The organism is Streptomyces sp. NPDC003456, from assembly GCF_042878735.1.
Taxonomy (GTDB): domain Bacteria; phylum Actinomycetota; class Actinomycetes; order Streptomycetales; family Streptomycetaceae; genus Streptomyces.
On the sequence record NZ_JBIAOK010000002.1, the window covers coordinates 223,573 to 241,640 of the forward strand.

General features: G+C 74.2%; 17 protein-coding genes and 1 pseudogene. 7 read left to right on the forward strand and 11 right to left on the reverse strand.

Annotation, left to right across the window (positions count from 1 at the left end; all coding sequences use genetic code 11):
- Positions 1–34: 34 nt before the first annotated feature.
- From ACFYWG_RS06565 to ACFYWG_RS06575, 3 genes are all read right to left on the reverse strand, one after another.
- Positions 35–796, reverse strand: a complete 762-nt coding sequence (locus tag ACFYWG_RS06565; RefSeq protein WP_376326337.1) for a DUF4142 domain-containing protein — start codon at positions 794–796, stop codon at positions 35–37.
- Between the two features lie 100 nt (positions 797–896).
- Positions 897–1,592 (reverse strand): HAD family hydrolase, encoded by a 696-nt coding sequence (locus ACFYWG_RS06570; protein ID WP_389199703.1) that lies wholly within the window; start codon positions 1,590–1,592, stop codon positions 897–899.
- Between the two features lie 139 nt (positions 1,593–1,731).
- Complete coding sequence (locus ACFYWG_RS06575) at positions 1,732–2,208, reverse strand: Lrp/AsnC family transcriptional regulator (protein ID WP_376326341.1); 477 nt, start codon at positions 2,206–2,208, stop codon at positions 1,732–1,734.
- Between the two features lie 198 nt (positions 2,209–2,406).
- On the opposite strand from ACFYWG_RS06575, the gene ACFYWG_RS06580 reads away from it, so the two are divergent.
- Both ACFYWG_RS06580 and ACFYWG_RS06585 read left to right on the forward strand, forming a co-directional pair.
- Complete coding sequence (locus ACFYWG_RS06580; protein ID WP_389199705.1) at positions 2,407–3,897, forward strand: FUSC family protein; 1,491 nt, start codon at positions 2,407–2,409, stop codon at positions 3,895–3,897.
- 93 nt (positions 3,898–3,990) lie between these two features.
- Positions 3,991–5,010 carry a lactonase family protein gene (locus ACFYWG_RS06585; RefSeq protein ID WP_389199707.1) on the forward strand — a complete coding sequence of 340 codons (1,020 nt, stop codon included), beginning with the start codon at positions 3,991–3,993 and terminating at the stop codon, positions 5,008–5,010.
- 107 nt (positions 5,011–5,117) lie between these two features.
- Here ACFYWG_RS06585 and ACFYWG_RS06590 read toward each other — a convergent pair whose 3' ends face one another.
- The gene (locus ACFYWG_RS06590; protein WP_383508144.1) at positions 5,118–6,041 is read right to left on the reverse strand and encodes a sirohydrochlorin chelatase; all 924 of its coding nucleotides are present in this window, start codon (positions 6,039–6,041) and stop codon (positions 5,118–5,120) included.
- Positions 6,042–6,151: 110 nt separating this feature from the next.
- The gene (locus tag ACFYWG_RS06595; RefSeq protein WP_389199709.1) at positions 6,152–7,135 is read right to left on the reverse strand and encodes an N-acetylglucosamine kinase; all 984 of its coding nucleotides are present in this window, start codon (positions 7,133–7,135) and stop codon (positions 6,152–6,154) included.
- 152 nt (positions 7,136–7,287) lie between these two features.
- On the opposite strand from ACFYWG_RS06595, the gene ACFYWG_RS06600 reads away from it, so the two are divergent.
- On the forward strand, positions 7,288–7,965 hold the full coding sequence (locus ACFYWG_RS06600; protein ID WP_383508138.1) for a uracil-DNA glycosylase: 678 nt from the start codon (positions 7,288–7,290) through the stop codon (positions 7,963–7,965).
- 110 nt (positions 7,966–8,075) lie between these two features.
- Here the strand turns inward: ACFYWG_RS06600 and ACFYWG_RS06605 are convergent, their stop codons facing one another.
- Positions 8,076–9,233, reverse strand: a complete 1,158-nt coding sequence (locus tag ACFYWG_RS06605; protein WP_376326350.1) for a WD40/YVTN/BNR-like repeat-containing protein — start codon at positions 9,231–9,233, stop codon at positions 8,076–8,078.
- A 176-nt stretch (positions 9,234–9,409) separates the two neighbouring features.
- Between ACFYWG_RS06605 and ACFYWG_RS06610 the strand changes: the two genes are divergently transcribed.
- On the forward strand, positions 9,410–9,997 hold the full coding sequence (locus ACFYWG_RS06610) for a hypothetical protein (protein WP_385414717.1): 588 nt from the start codon (positions 9,410–9,412) through the stop codon (positions 9,995–9,997).
- Positions 9,998–10,053: 56 nt separating this feature from the next.
- Here the strand turns inward: ACFYWG_RS06610 and ACFYWG_RS06615 are convergent, their stop codons facing one another.
- The 3 genes and pseudogenes from ACFYWG_RS06615 to ACFYWG_RS06625 all read right to left on the reverse strand — a co-directional run bounded on the left by ACFYWG_RS06615 (position 10,054) and on the right by ACFYWG_RS06625 (position 13,787).
- Positions 10,054–12,105 (reverse strand): HEAT repeat domain-containing protein, encoded by a 2,052-nt coding sequence (locus ACFYWG_RS06615; RefSeq protein ID WP_389199712.1) that lies wholly within the window; start codon positions 12,103–12,105, stop codon positions 10,054–10,056.
- A gap of 116 nt (positions 12,106–12,221) precedes the next feature.
- Positions 12,222–12,541, reverse strand: a pseudogene (locus ACFYWG_RS06620) (hypothetical protein); the annotation flags it as partial.
- Positions 12,542–12,707: 166 nt separating this feature from the next.
- Positions 12,708–13,787, reverse strand: a complete 1,080-nt coding sequence (locus ACFYWG_RS06625) for an NADH:flavin oxidoreductase/NADH oxidase (RefSeq protein ID WP_389199714.1) — start codon at positions 13,785–13,787, stop codon at positions 12,708–12,710.
- Positions 13,788–13,905: 118 nt separating this feature from the next.
- Here ACFYWG_RS06625 and ACFYWG_RS06630 point away from each other — a divergent pair, with 118 nt between their 5' ends.
- The gene (locus ACFYWG_RS06630; protein ID WP_383508126.1) at positions 13,906–14,256 is read left to right on the forward strand and encodes an ArsR/SmtB family transcription factor; all 351 of its coding nucleotides are present in this window, start codon (positions 13,906–13,908) and stop codon (positions 14,254–14,256) included.
- 210 nt (positions 14,257–14,466) lie between these two features.
- Positions 14,467–14,922: a DUF6214 family protein gene (locus tag ACFYWG_RS06635; protein WP_383508125.1), complete on the forward strand. Its 456-nt coding sequence runs from the start codon at positions 14,467–14,469 to the stop codon at positions 14,920–14,922.
- 51 nt (positions 14,923–14,973) lie between these two features.
- Here the strand turns inward: ACFYWG_RS06635 and ACFYWG_RS06640 are convergent, their stop codons facing one another.
- Positions 14,974–15,633, reverse strand: coding sequence for a DUF305 domain-containing protein (locus ACFYWG_RS06640; RefSeq protein WP_389199717.1), 660 nt, complete (start codon positions 15,631–15,633; stop codon positions 14,974–14,976).
- 189 nt (positions 15,634–15,822) lie between these two features.
- Between ACFYWG_RS06640 and ACFYWG_RS06645 the strand changes: the two genes are divergently transcribed.
- A complete protein-coding gene (locus ACFYWG_RS06645; RefSeq protein WP_389199719.1) occupies positions 15,823–17,325 on the forward strand; it encodes an LVIVD repeat-containing protein in 1,503 nt (500 codons plus the stop codon).
- On the opposite strand, the gene ACFYWG_RS06650 is transcribed toward ACFYWG_RS06645, so the two are convergent.
- A complete protein-coding gene (locus ACFYWG_RS06650; RefSeq protein WP_376326366.1) occupies positions 17,313–17,999 on the reverse strand; it encodes a TetR/AcrR family transcriptional regulator in 687 nt (228 codons plus the stop codon). The two genes, ACFYWG_RS06645 and ACFYWG_RS06650, sit on opposite strands and share 13 nt — an antisense overlap.
- Between the last annotated feature and the right edge of the window lie 69 nt (positions 18,000–18,068).

Genomic DNA, 18,068 nt, shown 5'->3' on the forward strand with positions numbered 1-18,068 from the left:
CCCGCCCGCAGGGGATGCCCGCCGCCGCTCCCGCTCAGCCCGCCGTGGGGGACGGCTGCGGCGCGAAGGACGGATTCGGGGCGACCGTCTGGAAGTCCTTCAGGTTCTCGGGGACCGGCAGCACCCGGACCGGCGCACCCGCCTGCGGCGGCGGGGGCGTCGTCTGGTCCTGCGGCAGCTTCGCCGGGGCGGTGATCTGGAAGGCCACCTGCTCGTGATTGACCAGGCCGGTCTTCTCCAGGATGGTGATGTGGTCGAGCACGGTGTCGTTGGTCTGGTCGGCGAGTTCCCGCACCAGGCTGTTCCGGGTGGTCGCACGGATCTTGGCGACGGCCGGGAAGATGCTGCCGTGCGCGACGCGCATGATCGTCACCGCCGTGGAGTCGAACTCCTTGCCGCTGGCGCCCTCCGCCGTCGCCACGAACTGCTGCTGCTGCGGGGAGGGCTCGTTCGGCAGCGTGATGCCCAGGTCCGTGCCGAGCTTGCGGCACGACGCGTCGAGGCGGCCGTGTCCCACCAGCAGGTGCTTGGCGACCTCCTTCATCGCCGGCGTCGTGCCCTTCTCCATCGCCATCTGCCCCAGCGGGTACTCCCACAGCCCGGCCGCACGCACGCGGACCACGAAGTCGCGGTCGGCCTCGGTCAGCGGGCCCCACTGGGTGTTCGCGATGATGCGGTCCTGGCTGGCGGCCGTGTTCTGCACGCCCAGCATGCTGGGATAGGCGAGCGCGGTGAGCGTAAGGATCATCGCACCGCCCACGAACGCGGTTCCTGCCGTGCTGCGCGAGATGCGCATCGTGCCTCCTGGAGATGAACGGCCCAACACCAGGAGGTACGGACGGCGGAGGCGAAACAATCAGCTCCGCCGCAAAAAATTTCGTACGTTCGCGCGGTCGTCAGGAGAGGGCGGCCGACTCCACGAGCCAGTCGTACGCGGTGCGCGCCGTGAACTCCCGCTGTCCGCCCCGGAGGAGGAGGCCGGCCGTGGCGAACTCCGGGGAGTCCGCCTGCGCCGGGACGTACGGCACGGCGATGCAGCGCATGCCGGCCGCGTGCGCGGCGGCGGCGCCCGGCGCGGCGTCCTCCAGGACGACGCAGTCGGCCGGGGAGGCGCCGAGGCGGCGGGCCGCCTCCAGGAAGACGTCGGGTGCGGGCTTGCCGTGCGCGACCTCGTCGGCGGAGACCGCCGTGCGCAGGTGCGCGTCGAGCCCGGTGCCGGTCAGCACCGCCGCGACGGCCTCCGGCGAGGAGCCCGAGGCGACGGCCATGGGCACACCGTCGGCGGCCAGGAGCTCCACGAAACCGCGCATCTCCGGGTAGGCGCGGGTGCCGCTGCGGGCCAGTTCCAGGTAGCGCCGGTTCGTCGCGGCGAGCAGTTCCTCCACGGTGGCCGGCAGGGCGTACCGGTCCTTCCAGTCCGCGACGGTCTCCCGGGTGCTGATGCCGACGTACCGCTCGTGGTCCTTCCACGTGAAGTCCGGCACGCCGTAGGCGGCGAGGGTCTGCCGGCCGGCCTCGAAGTAGTTCGGCTCGCTGTCCACCAGCGTGCCGTCGAGATCGAAGATGACCGAAGTACCCCGGAGCCCGCTCATGCCGCCATGCTCTCAGAGGCCGTTCGCCATGCTCTCCGAGGCCGTCCGCGGGGCTTCGGGAGGTCGTGCGCGAGCGCGGACGCCGTCCGCACGCCTCGCAGGCTCACGCCTCGCAGGCTCGTCCGCAGGCCTCGCGAGGTCAGCCGCGGGCGGACCGCCCGATCGACTCGACCAGGGGAAGCAGCCGGTGCGCGACGCGCTCGCGCAGGGCGACCTCCGTGCGGGTGCGCACGACCCCGGGCATGCTGATCAGCTTCTGGACGACGTCCTCCAGGTGGGCGTTGTCCCGCGCCACGACCCGGGCCAGCAGGTCTCCGCCACCCGTGATCGAGAACGCCTCGACGATCTCCGGCACGGCCGCCAGCTCGTCGCCCACCTCGTCGAGATGCCCCTGGGTGACCTCGACGTGCACGAACGCCAGCACCGGATGCCCGAGCGCGGCGGGGGAGAGGGCCGGCGCGGTGCCGGTGATCACGCCGTTCCGCTCCAGCCGGTCGAGCCGCGCCTGGAGCGTGCCCCGGGCCACCCCGAGGATCCGGGCGTACTCGCGCACACTGGTGCGCGGCTGCTCCAGCAGCAGCCGCAGGATGCGGGTGTCGAGCTCGTCCACGGGCATGGCACGTCCTCCTCGTCCGATGGCTCTGCCGTGGCCGTTCCCGCACCGCCACGGCTGTACCAATGGCCCAGTCTAGAAGCAGCGAGTTGAGCCAGTGGCGACAGGGATGCTCCTATAGGTGAGTCGATGGCGCTGCGGACCCCCGCGGCGCCTTTTTCATGCCTGCGCGACACGCGCTGACGAAGGGGGCGGTAAGCGGTGCTGAAGAGGGTGTTCACGGCTCCGGATCCGGGGCGGACGCGGTTGCGGTTCGCCACGCGCGCGGTGCTCGGTATCACGCTGGCGGTCGCCCTGTGCGGCTTCGCCGGGCATTCCCTCACGGGCGCCGTCACCGGCGGCCTCGCCGCGCTGCTCGCCCTGTTCACCGTCACCGACGCCACCGTCCGCGGCCAGGCCGTCACCACCGCGCTGCTGCCCCTCGTCGGACTGCCCGTCCTCACGGCGGCGGCCGTACTCCACGACCACCCGGTCGCCCGGGACCTCACCTTCCTCGCCGTGGTCGGCGCGGGGGTGTACGCGCGCCGGTGGGGCCCGCGCGGTCACAGCCTCGGCGTGTTCGCCTTCATGAACTTCTTCGTGGCGCAGTTCCTGCACGCCACGACCGGCCAGCTTCCCGAGCTGTACGCCGCGGTCCTGCTGTCCGTCCTGGCCGCCGCCGCGGTGCGCTTCGGCCTGTGGTGCTACGAGCGCCGGCTGCCCCTGCCCGTCCCGCCCGCCCCGCCGGGCGGCACCGGGCTGGCCCGCGTCACCACCCGCCAGGCGGTCCAGGCGACCGCGGGCGCCGGCTTCGCCCTGATCGTGGGGCAGCTGGTGTCCGGTCAGCGCTGGTACTGGGCCGTCGGCGCCACCTGGTGGATCTTCGTCAACACCACCTCGCGCGGCGAGACCCTGGTGCGCGGCTTCCGGCGGCTGCTCGGCACGGTCATCGGGATCGGCCTCGGCCTGCTGATCGCCGTGCCCGTCCACGGGGAACCGGTCGCCACCGCGCTGCTCGCCGCCCTCTGCGTCTTCGGCATCTTCTACACGGCGGCCGTCTCCTACACCTGGATGATGCTCTGGGTGACGCTCCTCGCCGGGCTGCTGTACGGCCTCCTCGGGGTGCTCGGCCCCGGTCTGCTCGCCCTGCGCCTCGCCGAGACCGTGGTCGGGGCGCTGGGCGCGGTCCTGGCCGTGATCCTCGTGCTGCCGGTCACCACCCACAGCGTCACCGACGCCTGGATCCGCCGCGCCCTGGGCTGTGTGCACGCCTGCGCCACCGAGACGGCCCGGCGCCTGGCGGGCGTACCGGAGGCCGACCCCACCCCGCGGGTGGCGGAGCTGGAGCAGCTCCTCGCCCGGGTGCGGCTCTCGGTCGCCCCGCTGGTGCACCCGCTCAATCCGGTCCTCGGGCGCAAGCGCCGGGCCCGGCACGTGCTGCATCTCCTCGACGACTGCGCCCGGGAGATCCGCGGCCTGGTCGCCGTGGCCGCCGACCCGGAGGCCTCCCACGACGCCCGCCTGGCCGCGGCCTGCCGGCGCGTGGAGAACGCGGTCGAGGCACTCACCGAGGGCCGGGACATCGCCCTCGACGCGGACGAGGCGTCCGTCGCGGAGCCCGCGCTGGCCCATCTGCACGGCCTGGAGCGGGCTCTCGCCGAGCTCTCCCGGCCCCTGCGCGCCCCCTCGGGCTCCCCACTGGTCGGGGCCTGACGGCTCCCCGGGCACTCTTGACCCGTTGGTCTAGACCGCGCATGATCGGCTGCGCGGTCCTTCCGGACGGCTCGGGGACGAGAGGGGACAGCGGTGGCGGACGGCGGACGGGCGTACATCGGATCGTTCACGACGGCCGGCGGTCCCGGCCTCGTCACCGCGGAGGTCGACGCCCACAGCGGCGCGCTCACCGTCCTGAGCAGCTTCGACGCCGTCCCCGACCCGTCCTACCTGGCCCTCTCGCCCGGCGGCGACCTCCTCTACGCGGTCAGCGAGACCTTTGAGGGCGCGGTGGCGGCGTACCGGCTGGGCGGCGACAAGCCCGAGCCGGCCGGGCCGGCCGTCCGGGTCGGGGACGGGCCGACCCACCTCGGCCTGTACGCCGGGCACGTCCTCACCGCCGACTACGGCTCCGGCGGCGTCACCGCCGTCCCCCTGCGTCCCGACGGCGCCCTCGCCGGGACGGCGTCGGGCGCGATCCGGCACACCGGCTCCGGCCCGCACCCGGACCGCCAACGGCAACCGCACGCCCACCAGGTCCAGTCCGACCCGAGCGGACGCTGGGCCGTCAGCGTCGACCTCGGCACCGACTCGGTCCGGGTGTGCGCCCTGACCGACGGTGTCCCGGTCCTGCACCGGGAGACCGCGCTCGGGTCCGGCTCCGGGCCCCGCCATCTGGCCTTCCACCCGGACGGCACGCGCGCGTACGTCGTCAACGAGCTGAGCCCGTCCGTCACCGCCTGCCGCTGGGACGCGGAGGGGGGCGTGCTGACACCCCTCGCGGAGACCGGGGTCCTGCCCGGCGTGCCGGAGGGCGACGCCTACCCGTCGGGCATCGCCGTGTCGTCCGACGGCCGCTTCGTGTGGACCGCCACCCGCGGTGAGGACGTCCTGTCCGTACTCGCCGTGGAGGACGAGGGCCTGCGGCTGCTCACCACGGTTCCCTGCGGGGGGCACTGGCCGCGCGCCCTCACGGCCCACGGCCGCCACCTGTACGTCGCCCACGAGCGCTCGGGCGACGTCACCTGGTTCACGGTGGACCCGGACACGGGCGTCCCGCACCTCGCCGGCTCCATCGCGCTCCCGGCGGCGTCCTGCGTGATCATCGGCTGACCGCCGGCGTCCAGGAGCCTCCCGCGCGAACGGGGAGGACGCGCACCATGGCGAAGGCCCGCTCCGGAGCGGAGCGGGCCTTCAGTCGTGCGATTCGACGGCGCGGGTCAGCGCGCCGGGGTGCTCTGCGCCTGCTGCGGCGTGATGCCCAGGGCCGTCGTGTACTTCGCGAGGGCCAGCTTCCCGATCGCCGGGTAGGCGCCGAGCGACTCCGAGGCGGAACACCCGGCCTCCTTCGCGGCCTCCTCGACCAGCCCCGGCTCGATCTCCGGGCCGATCAGGTAGGGCGCGAGGGCCAGCTGCTGCGAGCCGGAGGAGCGCAGCTGCTCGGCCACGGACGCGATGGAACCCTCCTGGTCCAGGGCCGCCGCCATCACCGGCACGGCCAGGCGGGCGGCGAGCAGCATGCCGGTGATCCCGGCCGCCTGCACCGCCTCGTCACCGCCCACGGACGCCAGGACGATGCCGTCGGCGGCGGTCGCCACCGTGAACAGCCGGGCACGGTCGGCACGCGCCAGACCGGCCTCCGACAGCCGCACGTGCAGCGCCTCGGCGAGCAGCGGGTGCGGACCGAGCACGTCCGTCAGCTCGGCGGCGATACGGCTCTCCATCACGGCCTGACGGACCCGGCGCAGCAGCGCGCTGTCCGGACCGGCGAGCAGCGGCACCACGACGGCGACCGGCCCGTCCGGCTCCCGCACGTCCAGACCCGCGGCACGCGCCTGCTCGAAGCGGGCGGTGCGCTCCTCGGCGGCGTACGTGAGGACCGACTGCAGGGTCGGGAACTCCTCGTTGTCCCCGTCCAGGTACCCGATACGGGCGTCCAGGCCGGGCAGCTCGGAGCGCGCGATGCTCACGACCTCCTCGGCGAGCCCACGCGTGGCGCTGCTGGGCGTGCCCGGGACCGCGAGGACGAGCGCGGGCGCGCCCTCGGGAGCCACCAGCGGCTCGGGGCGGCGGTGCCGTCCGGGCTGGCGGGGGCGCGGCATTCGTACTGGCAGGCCGGACGCGGGCCCAGTGGGGGAACTCATGGCGTCGCATGTTACTGGCTTCCTGGGCTCCCCTGTTCGGGGAGGGTGCAGGTGAGCGGTATCCGTCCCGTTTTGTCGGATGGCTTGCGTACGGTTCGGGTGTGAAGGGGTCAATCGCCCGTCAGAGTGGTGACGCTGAGCATGGTCTCGTCACCCGGCAGGGCGAGGGCGCCGGCGCTCAACTCGGCCGCCAGGCGCACCGCGCCGTGCAGGGGGTCCCCCTCGGCGGGCACCCGGCGTGCCCGCGGCAGCCGCCGCGCCAGCTCCTCGTCCAGCGGTCCGAGAAGTGCCTCGCCCAGCTTGAACAGGCCGCCCGTGGCGGCCACGCACGGCTCCCCGCCCGGCGGGCACACGGCTGCCGCGGAGTCGGCCATGTGCCGCGCCGCCGCACGCAGGATGCCCGCCGCGACCGGGTCCTCGTCCGCGCAGCCCGCCACGCGGGGCGCGAACGACGCGAGGACGGCGGGCCGGTCGGGGCGCGGGTACAGCGCGCCGGGCAGCCCCGGCGCGGGTCCGAACGCCTCCTGGGCACAGGCCAGCAACCGGGCCGAACCGCCCTCCCGGCCGTCGTGGGCGCGCAGCGCCGCCTCCAGCCCGGCCCGCCCGATCCAGGCCCCGCCCCCGCAGTCGCCCAGCAGGTGTCCCCAGCCGTCCGCCCGGCGCCAGCCGGTCAGATCCGTACCGATCGCGATCAGGCCGGTACCTCCGGCGACGACGGCGCCCGGACGGGCACCGAGGGCCCCCGCGTACGCCGTCACCGCGTCGGCGGCCAGTGCCACCCGCCGCACACCCAGCTCCCGCGCCAGAGCGCCCGGCAGCTCCGCACGCAGGGCCTCGCCCAGGGTGGCCAGCCCGGCGGCGCCCACGACGGCGGCGGTCAGCCGGACCGGTCCGGCCTCCGCCGCCGACGCCCGCACGAGAGGGAGGAGTTGCGCCATGAAGTGCTCGGGATCGATGCCCTTCGCGCCGGTGCGGACGGGTTCGGCGGAGGCCCGCCGGGCCAGCGGTCCGCGCTCGGCGGTCCCCACCACCACCCGGAGTCCGGATCCACCGGAGTCCACGGCGAGGAACCCGGAGTCCACGGGACGCGACACGATCCCTCCTTCACGGCGGTCCGGCCGCGCGTTCCGCCCGGTCCGGGTCCACGACCTCGACGGGGAGGAAGACTAGCGGCGCGAGCGCGGCCGTGGGGGGACGACCGGTGGCGGGCGCCAGTGCCTCGCGTCTGCCAGTAGAGTGACGCGTCGTGGCACCACGACCGTTGCACGAACTTGTCGAAGCAGGCTGGGCGAAGGCCCTGGAACCCGCGGCCGAACGCATCGCCGCCATGGGCGACTTCCTGCGCGCCGAGATAGCGGCGGGCCGGACCTACCTGCCGGCCGGCGCGAACGTCCTGCGCGCCTTCCAGCAACCCTTCGACGACGTCCGCGTCCTGATCGTCGGCCAGGACCCCTACCCCACACCGGGGATGGCCATCGGGCTGAGCTTCGCCGTGGCGCCCGAGGTGCGCTCGCTGCCGGGGAGCCTGGAGAACATCTTCCGCGAGATGCACTCCGACCTCGGCCTGCCCCGCCCGTCCAACGGCGACCTGACGCCGTGGACCCGGCAGGGCGTCCTGCTGCTCAACCGGGCCCTCACCACCGCGCCGCGCAAACCGGGCGCGCACCGCGGCAAGGGCTGGGAGGAGGTCACCGAGCAGGCGATCCGGGCGCTGGCCGCGCGCGGCAAGCCGCTGGTGTCGATCCTGTGGGGCCGCGACGCCCGCAACCTGCGGCCCCTGCTGGGCGACCTCCCGGCGATCGAGTCGGCCCACCCCTCACCGATGTCGGCGGACCGCGGCTTCTTCGGCTCGCGCCCCTTCAGCCGGGCCAACGACCTCCTGGTGAAGCTGGGCGGCCAGCCGGTCGACTGGCGGCTGCCGTAACCTGCCGGCCCGCCCGCGGTCCTGCCGGCCCGCCCGCGGCCCCGTCGCCATCCGCGATCCCTCGCAGATCCGGGCGGGGCCTTCCGGATCGGAGCGGCCCGTGTTTCTGCTCAGCCGACGACCGCCGCGCGCACGCACAGCACGTCCGGCAGGTGCGAGGCCAGCTGCTGCCAGCTGTCCCCGTCGTCCGCCGAGGCGAACACCTCGCCGTTGCGGTTGCCGAAGTAGACGCCCGCCGGGTCGGCGTCGTCCGTGCACAGCGCGTCGCGCAGCACCGTGCCGTAGTGGTCGTCCTGGGGCAGGCCCGCCGACAACGGCTCCCAGCTCTTGCCCGCGTCCGCCGTCCGGTAGACCCGGCAGCGACGGTCCGCCGGGACCCGGTCGGCGTCGGCGTTGATGGGGAACACGTACGCCGTGTCGCCCCGGTGCGGGTGGGCCGCCGCGGCGAAGCCGAACGTGGACGGCAGGCCCTCGCCGATGTCCGTCCAGTGGGCGCCCGCGTCGTCGCTGCGGTACACCCCCCAGTGGTTCTGGAGGTACAGCCGGTCCGGGTCCGCCGCGTCCCGCGCGACCTTGTGCACGCACTGGCCGAACTCCGGGTTCGGGTCGGGCAGGAACACCGCCGACACACCGGAGTTGGAGGGCGTCCAGCTCGTGCCGCCGTCCAGGGTGCGGAAGACTCCGGCGGTCGAGACTGCCACCGTCACCGCTCTCGGGTCGCGGGCGTCGGTGAGGACCGTGTGCAGTCCTTCACCGCCGCCGCCCGGCACCCACTTCGAGCGCGTCGGGTGCTCCCACAGCGGCCGCACCAGGTCGAAGGTCTCGCCGCGGTCCTCCGAGCGGTACAGCGCGGCCGGTTCCGTGCCCGCGTACACCACATCGGGTTCGGCCGCGGCCGGGTGCAGCTGCCACACCCGCTCCAGGGAAGCCCCGGTGTCCTTGGGGAACCTGACGGCCGGCCGGGCCGGTTCGGTCCAGGTCCGGCCCAGGTCGTCGGAGTGGAACACGGACGGTCCCCAGTGCGCGCTGTCGCCGCCCGCCAGCAGCCGCGGGGACGCGGTGCGGGTGTCGATGGCGACCGAGTACACGGCCTGCGCGTTGAAGTAGGGACTCTCGTCGAACTCCCACGCCCCGCCGTCCCGGCGGCGCCCGATGAACAGGCCCTTGCGCGTGCCCACGGCGAGCAGTACCTCGGTCATGCCGATCACCTCCGCGGCGTCGTCGTCGACGCCTTCTCCTCCGACACCGGCCAGTCTGCACCCGACCACTGACAGTCACCTCCGGACCCGGTTCCGGCGCAGGTCAACGGGGTGTCGCGGCCGGTACGGCACCGGTCCGGTCCGCACGCTATCCGCACCGCGGGTACGTGCAGTGAGCACCGGACGGTCCCCGCGCGTATGGGAGGGCGGCGGCCCGGCCGGCCGCCGGCGAGGAGGTGCCTTCGATGGCGTTGCGTGGTCCGACGGTGTGGCTGTGGCGCTGGCGCCGCAATCCGCTCAAGCGCCGGGCCGACAGGCTGGAGGCCTGGGTCCTGCTGGGCGTCTGGCTGCTCACCGCCGCCGCCGGAGTGCTCGCCGCGACCACGGTCTGCCGCTCGGTCGAGGAAGGGCTCGCCCGCGAACATGCGGAATGGCGCCCTGTCGTGGCCCACCTCGCCGAGCGGGCCCCCGGTGCGGCGGTCCGGGACAGCGGATCCTCCTCCCGCGCCGACCAGGTCTGGGCGACCGCGCGGTGGACGGCGCCCGACGGCTCCTCACGGACCGGTCAGATCCGGGTCCCGGCGGGAACTCCGGCGGGGGCGCCCGTCAGCGTGTGGACGGACCTGGAGGGCCGCCAGGCGACCCGGCCGCTGACCGCGTCCCAGGCGCGCCTGCGGGCGGTGCTGACCGGCGGGGCGGCGGGCGTCTGCGCCGCGACCGTGCCGCTGCTCTTCGGCGGTGCGGTGAGCCGCCGCCTGGAGCGCCGCCGCATCGACTCCTGGGACGCCGAATGGGCCCGCTTCGGCCCGATGTGGGGCCGCACGACGGGATGAGGGCCGGACGGGACAGCCGGCGCCGCGCCACGCCCCCGGAGCGCCACCGGGACACCTCAGCCGCCGCCCTCGAGCGCCTGCCCGCACAGCCGCAGCAGCACCAGGTCCTCGTGGAGGGCCCGGCTGCCTGCCAGGTCGGCCCGGTGCCGCCGGGGGGATGTGAGTTCCGCGCGGAGGAGGTCGTGCAGGGGGGCGCCCCCGGGCCCCAGGGCGGCGGCGCAGCCCGCGATCTCCGGCCGCGTGTGCGGATGGCCGGTCCAGAGAGCCCGGAGGACCGGCAGGACCTCGTCCGGTTCCCCGGTCGTCCGCCACACCGCGCACGCCGCCGGCGCGCGGTCCGCCGGATCACCGGAGCCGGCCATCCGGCGCAGCACCGGCAGGGCCGGGCGCGCCGCCGATCCGAGCCGGGCGAGGACGGCCGCCGCGCGGCGCCGCCGGTCCCTCCCCGGCCCCGCCGCCTCCCGCAGCAGCGTCGGCACCACCGCGTCCGCGTCCCCCGACACCTGCCACAGCGCCTCGGCGGCGGCGACCGCGGCGCTGCCTCCGAGCAACGCCCTGAGGTCCGGTATCGCCTCGCGCGCGCCGCCGCCGAAGGCACCCAGGGCGCGGAGGGCCGCGTCCATGACGGCGTCACGGCCCCGCGTCCGCTGCGGCATGCCGCGCAGCAGCCGCAGTACGGACGGCAGGGACGGGACGTCGCCCAGGGCCCCGAGTGCGGACAGCAGGGGGACGGCCTGCTCATGGACGCAGGCCCCGTCGAGCGGTACGCGGGCGAGCCGTCGGCGCAGGGCCGGTGCCAGCGGTGCGGCCGCCCGGCCCAGGTGGGGCACCACCCGGCCCAGTTCGTGCGGCACGACCGGGCCGGCCAGCACGTCGGCGAGCACCGGCACGGCCCGCGCGTCCCCGGCTGCGGCCAGGGCCTTGAGCGCACCGCCCAGGGCCGGGGTGCCCCGCTCGCCGTGCCGTGTCCGGTACTCGGGACGGGACGTCACCAAGGCGTGGAGCCGGTCGGCGGCGGGTGCGGCGAGGGCGTGGAGCTCCGCCAGGACGGTCACCGCGGCGTCGTGCAACCGGTCCTCGGCGGAGCCGAGTTGGGCACCGATGAGGGCGACCGGCCGCTCGTGGCCGTCGCGCCACTCCCGGACGAACCCGGCCGCCATCCACACCCCGTTGCACCGGTCGAGGGGATCGGGGCTGGTCAACTGCCCGCACAGCAGCTCGGCCCGGTCGGCCACGCGGCTGCCGAGCCCGGCGTGCAGGGTGCGCAGCAGCCGGGAGCCCTCCTCGTCGGACGGACGCAGCCGGCGCAGCCGTCCGGCGAGGGTCTCGGGGCCGGGCCCCCCGCAGGCACATCCCGTCGCGGCCCGGCGCCCGGATCTCTCCCTGAGCAGCCCGACGGCGACCGGGACGAGGTCGGAGGGCAGCCGCTCGGGGGCGCACCCGGCGAGCTGACCGAGTGCGGCGAGCCGCAGGGCCGGACCGTACGGAGGCCCGCTCAGCGCCTCCAGCAGACGCACGGCCTCGGCGCCGTGGTCGACGCCCCGGCGGAACCGGCGCCGCCGCGAGGGCCGGGCCGGCGCCGCGTGCCCGTACCGCCGGACGAACAGGCCGAGCGCCTCGGCCAGGGCCGTCAGCACCCGGTCGTCCCGTTCCACGAGGATGCGCTCGCGCAGCAGCGTCAGCACCCGGGCCGGCCCGTCGAGGAACCGCACGAGCGCCCCCGGCACGACGCGGCGCACGCCGCTGTCGGTGTCCGCCGCGAGCCGTACGAACACCTCGGCACGCGCGCGCAGCGCGGCCCGGGCCCGCGCGGCGAGTTCGCCGCCGTCACCGCCGGGGTCGCCGATGCTGACGAGGAGTTCCACCACGCCCGCCCGGTCCGGCACCTCCTCGCGGACGGCGAGCGAGAGGAGGAACGGGACGCACGCGAGCGCGGCGTCGTGCACGTCCCCCCGGTGGTGCACGGCGCCGTACATCCCGTCGAGCGCGCTTCCCCGCTCGGCGGGGTCGGCGGAGGCCAGGGCGCGCAGCAGCCCCGGCAGGTCCTGCGCACTGCCGTCCGCGTACCGCAGCGAGGCCCAGTCGACCTCGTCGATCCCGCTGAACACGTTGTCCTCCCCAGGCGAAGTGCCGACTGACGGGGAGTCTGCACCACGGCACCGACAACGAAGCGGAATCGGGGGGTGACTGTGCGCGATCTGTGTGCTGGTTGGCCGACTGTGGGTCAGTCCCCGGGCAGAGCCGGCGCCACGACCGCGTCCAGGGCGGCCCCCTCGGGCAGTGTTCCGAAGGCGTGCCCCCAGTCGCCGCCGAGCCGGGTCGCGCAGAAGGCGTCGGCGACGGCGGGCGGGGCGTGCCGCACCAGCAGGGAGGCCTGGAGCACCAGGGCCATCTCCTCCACGAGGCGGCGTGCCGTCGTCCGTGTCGCCTCCGAGAGCCGCTGCCTCAGCCGTGTCACGGCGGCGTCCAGCCGTGCGTCATGAAGGCCGGACCGCGCTTGGTCACCCAGTACTTGCCCACGGCGGTGGCGATCCGGCGGAACGCGCACGCCGGCCGTCGGGGCGTGGGCAGCCGTGACCGACCGGCGGATCGGTTCCCGGCGTGGCGCGGCGGAGGCGGAAGCCCTCCGGGCGGAACGCCGAACCGGCCGCGTCGCGCCCGGGAAGGCGACGTGCACGACCGGTTCGGCCGTGAATGCGGGGGAGCGGAGTCAGACGGAGCGGTGGTACTGGTCCGGCACCCTCACCTCGCCGCCGAGTTCCCGCGCCGCGTGCCGGGCCCAGGAGGGGTTGCGCAGCAGCTCGCGGCCCAGCAGGACGGCGTCGGCCTCGCCGTTGGCCAGGATCTTCTCCGCCTGCTCCGCCTCGGTGATCAGGCCGACGGCGGCGACCGGAAGGCCCGCCTCGTCGCGGACCCGGGCGGCGAAGGGCACCTGGTAGCCGGGGCCGGTGGGGATGCGCACCCCGGAGGCGTTGCCGCCGGTGGAGACGTCCAGCAGGTCGACTCCGTGGGCGCGCAGGTCACCCGCGAAGCGGACGGTGTCGTCCGCCGTCCAGCCGCCCTCGTGGAGCCAGTCGGTCGCCGAGACGCGGAAGAACAGCGGCTTGTCGTCCGGCCACACCGCGCGCACGGCGTCGACCACGTCGAGCGCGAAGCGGGTGCGGTTCTCGTAGGAGCCGCCGTAGGCGTCGGTGCGGTGGTTGGAGTGCGGTGAGAGGAACTCGTTGATCAGGTAGCCGTGGGCCCCGTGGATCTCGGCGATCTCGAAGCCGGCGGCCAGCGCGCGACGGGCCGCGGCGGCGAACTGCTCGACGAGGTCCTCGATCTGCCCGGCCGTCAGTTCGGCCGGGACCGGGTGCCGCTCGTCGAAGGCGAGCGCGCTCGGGGCGACGGAGTCCCACCCGTGAGCCTCGGGGCCGACCGGGGCGCCGCCCTTCCAGGGCCGCTCCGTCGACGCCTTGCGGCCGGCGTGGGCGAGCTGGATCGCCGGGACGGTGCCCTGCTTCGCGAGGAAGCGGGTGATCCGGCGGAAGGCCTCCACCTGCCTGTCGTTCCAGATGCCCAGGTCGTACGGCGTGATACGGCCCTCCGGGGACACGGCGGTGGCCTCGACCACGATCAGGCCCGTGCCCCCGGTCGCGCGGGCGGCGTAGTGGGCGAAGTGCCAGTCGGTGGGGACGCCGGCCTCCGGGCCCTCCGGTGCGGCCGAGTACTGGCACATCGGGGGCATCCACACGCGGTTCGGGATCGTCACATCGCGCAGGGTGAAGGGCTCGAAGAGCGGGGTCACGGCGGATTCCATTCGTCACGGGGCCGGGGGCTATTCGTACGATAGCCATCGTAGTACGGCGAGTGTCAAACTATGATGGTTCTCGTACTATGGAAGCTCCCGAGGAAGTGAGGCCGCCGTGACGACGCCCGCCGTGAGGAGCCGTGATCTGCCGCACCCCCTGCGGGACGAGGTTCGGCTGGAGGGCGTGCTGCACGCGCTGGCCGACCCCATGCGGCTGCGGATCGTGCGCGAACTCGCCACCGCCAGCGGGGAGTTGTCCTGCTCCCACTTCGAGCTGCCGGTCACCAAGTCGACGACGACCCACCACTTCCGCGTGCTGCGGGAGAGCGGGGTGATCCGGCAGGTGTACCGCGGGACGGCCAAGATGAACGGACTGCGGCGCGACGACCTGGAGGCCCTGTTCCCCGGCCTGCTGGACGCGCTGCTGGAGGCCGCGACCCGGCAGGCCGCCCGCCTCGCGGACTGACGGGCGAGGCGGGCGGGCGTCCTCCTCCGGCTCGCGCGCTCCTGCGGCCCGGGCCTTTCGCAGCCGCGCCTGCGGCTGCGCTGACAGGGTGCAGTGCGGGGCCGGGGGCGCGTGTCCGATCTGTAGGGAATGTGATCATGCGGTTACGTTCCGTGTGTGCTCGAAGCATCCTTTCTTCATCTTTCTGATCGCTCTCCGGCGGACGGTGCGGTGTCCGTGCGCCCCGCGTGGGAAGTGCGGGAGAGCGAGGGCGCCACGCGCTGGTTCGAGTTCCGTCTGGCCTTCCCGGACGGAGCCCGTGTCGACGCGCTGGCACTGGTGGCCGGCGGCAGCGTCTGCGTCGAGGAGGTGCGGGCGCAGCCCGCGCTGACCCTGGACGACCTGGCGGTGCTCGCCGACTGGATCGAGGAGGCGGTCGCCGAGGCGTGCGCCGACGGCTCCCAGGCCGCGGGGGGCGGCTCGGGCCGCCGCGCCCGGCCGGTGCGCCCGCGCGGAGCCGACGGGCGGCGACTCGTCGCGCGGGAGTACCGCGCGGCCCAGCGGGACGGAAGCGACCCGGTCCTCGCCGTGATGTCCGCGACCGGTCACGGCCGCCGCACCTCGCTGCGGCTGATCGGCCAGGCCAGGGACGCGGGTCTGCTCCCGGCGCGCCGGGCCAGACGCTGACCCTCCGGCGGCCCGCGTGCCGCGACGGCCCGGCCGCCACCGGCGGTGCGGTCAGAGCATGTTCCGCATCCGCGTGATCTCACTCGTCTGCTGCGCGATGACCTCGTCGGCCATCTCCTCGACGCGGATGTTGTTGCCCTGCCCCTTCACTTCCGTGGCCATGGTGATCGCGCCCTGGTGATGGGTCGTCATCAGGGTGAGGAAGAGGCGGTCGAACGCGCGGCCCTCGGCCGCCCGGAGCTTCTTCAGCTGGGCCTCGGTCGCCATGCCGGGCATCGCCGCGTGGTCGTGCCGTTCGGCCTTCAGCGGTTTGCCGTACGACTTCAGCCAGCCTTTCATGGCCTGGATCTCGGGCTTCTGCCCGGCCGCGATGCGCTCGGCGATGCGCTCGACGTCCTTCGACTCCGCTCGTCTTGGCACGAGTTCGGTCATCACCAGCGCCTGCGCGTGGTGCTCGATCATCATGCGGACGTAGGAGACGTCGGCGGAGTTGGGGGAGTCGTTCTCCGTGCGCGTCTCCGCTGCCTCCTCGGCGGACAGGGTGCGGTTGGCCTCGCCCGGCTCACCCGGCGCGATCACCGCGGGACCGTCCGCCGCCGCCTTCTTGTCCCCACCGGAGTCGCATCCCCCCGCGCCGAGCACCGCCAGGACGACCAGCCCCGTCGTGACGGCGGACGCGCGGGACGTACGGGACGCACGACGGTAGAGCACAACGACCTCCTGGGGCGGACGGGTTGGGGCGCACCTCGTGGTGCGGCCGCGTACTGGCACGCTTCCGCGGGTCATTGATCGCAAAACTTCATTGCGATTCTGTTGCCCCCTATTGGTATGTGCATGGCGAAGACGATACTGCGTGGTGCGTGAACCGTTCCGCAGTGAACGGAACCAGGGAGGAAAACAGTGATCCTGTTGAACGACCGCAGAACACGCCGCAGACGACTGGGAGTCGTCGCAGCCGCCGGTGGACTGCTGGCCGCGCTCCTCACGGCGGCTCCGGCAGGGGCCACCCCCGACCCCGGAGACGCCTCGCCCGCCCCGAAGGAGGTCTCTAGGAGCGCCCAGGCCGAGGTGCGCGAAGCCATCCGCAGCGGAGACATACCCGGCCAGAACGAGATCGTCCACTCCGACAACATCCAGCACCTGGCCAACGTCCCCAAGGACGTGCTGCAGGGCACGAACTCGGACCTCGCCTTCCAGGGCCGGTACGCGTTCGCCGGCAACTACGACGGCTTCACCATCTTCGACATCGGCAACCCCAGGGCGCCGGAGACCGTCGCCCAAGTCCTGTGCCCCGGTTCGCAGAACGACATCTCCGTCTCCGGCGACCTGCTGTTCCTGTCGACGGACTCCTCGCGCAGCGACAGCAGTTGCTCCAGCACCACCCAGCCGGCGACCGAGAAGTCCTCGTGGGAGGGCATGAAGGTCTTCGACATCAGCGACAAGCGCAACCCGCGGTACGTCGCCGCCGTGGAGACCGCCTGCGGCTCGCACACCCACACGCTGGTGCCCGAGCGCCGCAACGTCTACGTGTACGTCTCCTCGTACTCGCCGAACGCCGCCTACCCCGACTGCCAGCCGCCGCACGACGGCATCTCCGTCATCAAAGTGCCGCGCCGCGCCCCCGAGAAGGCCGAGGTCGTCGGCTTCCCCGTGCTGTTCCCCGGTGAGGGACCGGACGGCGGCGGCAACCCGGGCGGCCCGGTCAACCCGGGCGTCTCCAAGACCACCGGCTGCCACGACATCACGGTGCTCCCGTCGAGGGACCTGGCTGCGGGCGCCTGCATGGGCGACGGCATCCTGTTCTCCATCGAGGACCCGGAACACCCCAGGGTCATCGACCGGGTCCAGGACAACGTGAACTTCGCGTTCTGGCACTCCGCGACGTTCAACCAGCGGGCGAACAAGGTCGTCTTCACCGACGAGCTGGGCGGCGGCGGCGCGGCCACCTGCAACGCGGAGATAGGCCCGGACCGCGGCGCGGACGGCATCTACGACATCGTCGGCAAGGGCGACCAGCGCAAGCTCGTCTTCCGCAGCTACTTCAAGATCCCCCGCCACCAGGCGGACACCGAGAACTGCGTCGCCCACAACGGCTCGCTCATCCCGGTCAAGGGCAGGGACATCATGGTCCAGGCCTGGTACCAGGGCGGCGTCTCCGTCTGGGAGTTCACCGACTCGGACGAGCCCAGGGAGATCGCGTACTTCGATCGCGGTCCGCTGACCACCGACACGATCAGGTCGGGCGGTTCCTGGTCGGCGTACTACTACAACGGCCACATCTACTCGAACGAGATGGCCCGGGGCTTCGACGTCCTGAAGATCGACGACCGGCGCACGGATCCGGCCCGCCGGGTCCACCAGCGTGAGCTCAACGTGCAGACTCAGCCCGACTACTTCGACTGATCCGGCGGACCGCACCGCGGTGCGGCCCCGGTCGCGAAGAACCGCGACAGATCCTCGTCGCCGCTCCCGCCGCAGGCCCCGGCCTCCGGCGGGAGCCCCAGCTCCCGGCCGAGCCCGTAGCGCTTGAACAGCTCGGCCCGCAGCACCGGGACCGGCATCGGCGCGCCCGGCACCAGGGCCGCGTACACCGCCCCCATCAGCAGGGCCCGCATCATCGGGTAGTCGCGGTCGACGTCCCGCGAACCGTGCCGCGCCATCGTGTCGCGCAGCAGCTCCGCCAGCCGGCGCTGCTCCGGGCACTGCATGAAGCCCTCGGTGTCCAGGATCCCCGCCATGTGCTGGCGCATCAGCACCGGCCGGTCCCGGGCCAGGCCCAGGATCGCGTCGATGGCCCGGGCCATCCGCTCCCGGCCGTCCTCGGTGCGCGGCTCGCGCTCCAGCGCCTCCTCCAGGGTGCGGTGCATGAGCCGGTGCACGGCGGACTGCACCAGCTGCCGCTTGCCGGGGAAGTAGTACGAGACCAGACCGCGCGCCGAACCGGCCCGGTCGGCGATGTCGCCCAGCGTGGTGGCCTCGTAGCCGCGCTCGCTCACGAGCTCGACCGCCGCCTGCAGGAGCCGCTCCCGGGAACGCCGCCGCAACTCTTCGTTGACCGAGGCGCTGCGCGGGGACATCCTGTAACTCCTGCGTTGACTGGCTGCCAGCCAACTATACTCGGAGGACGCCCGGCCAGACCTGCCCGG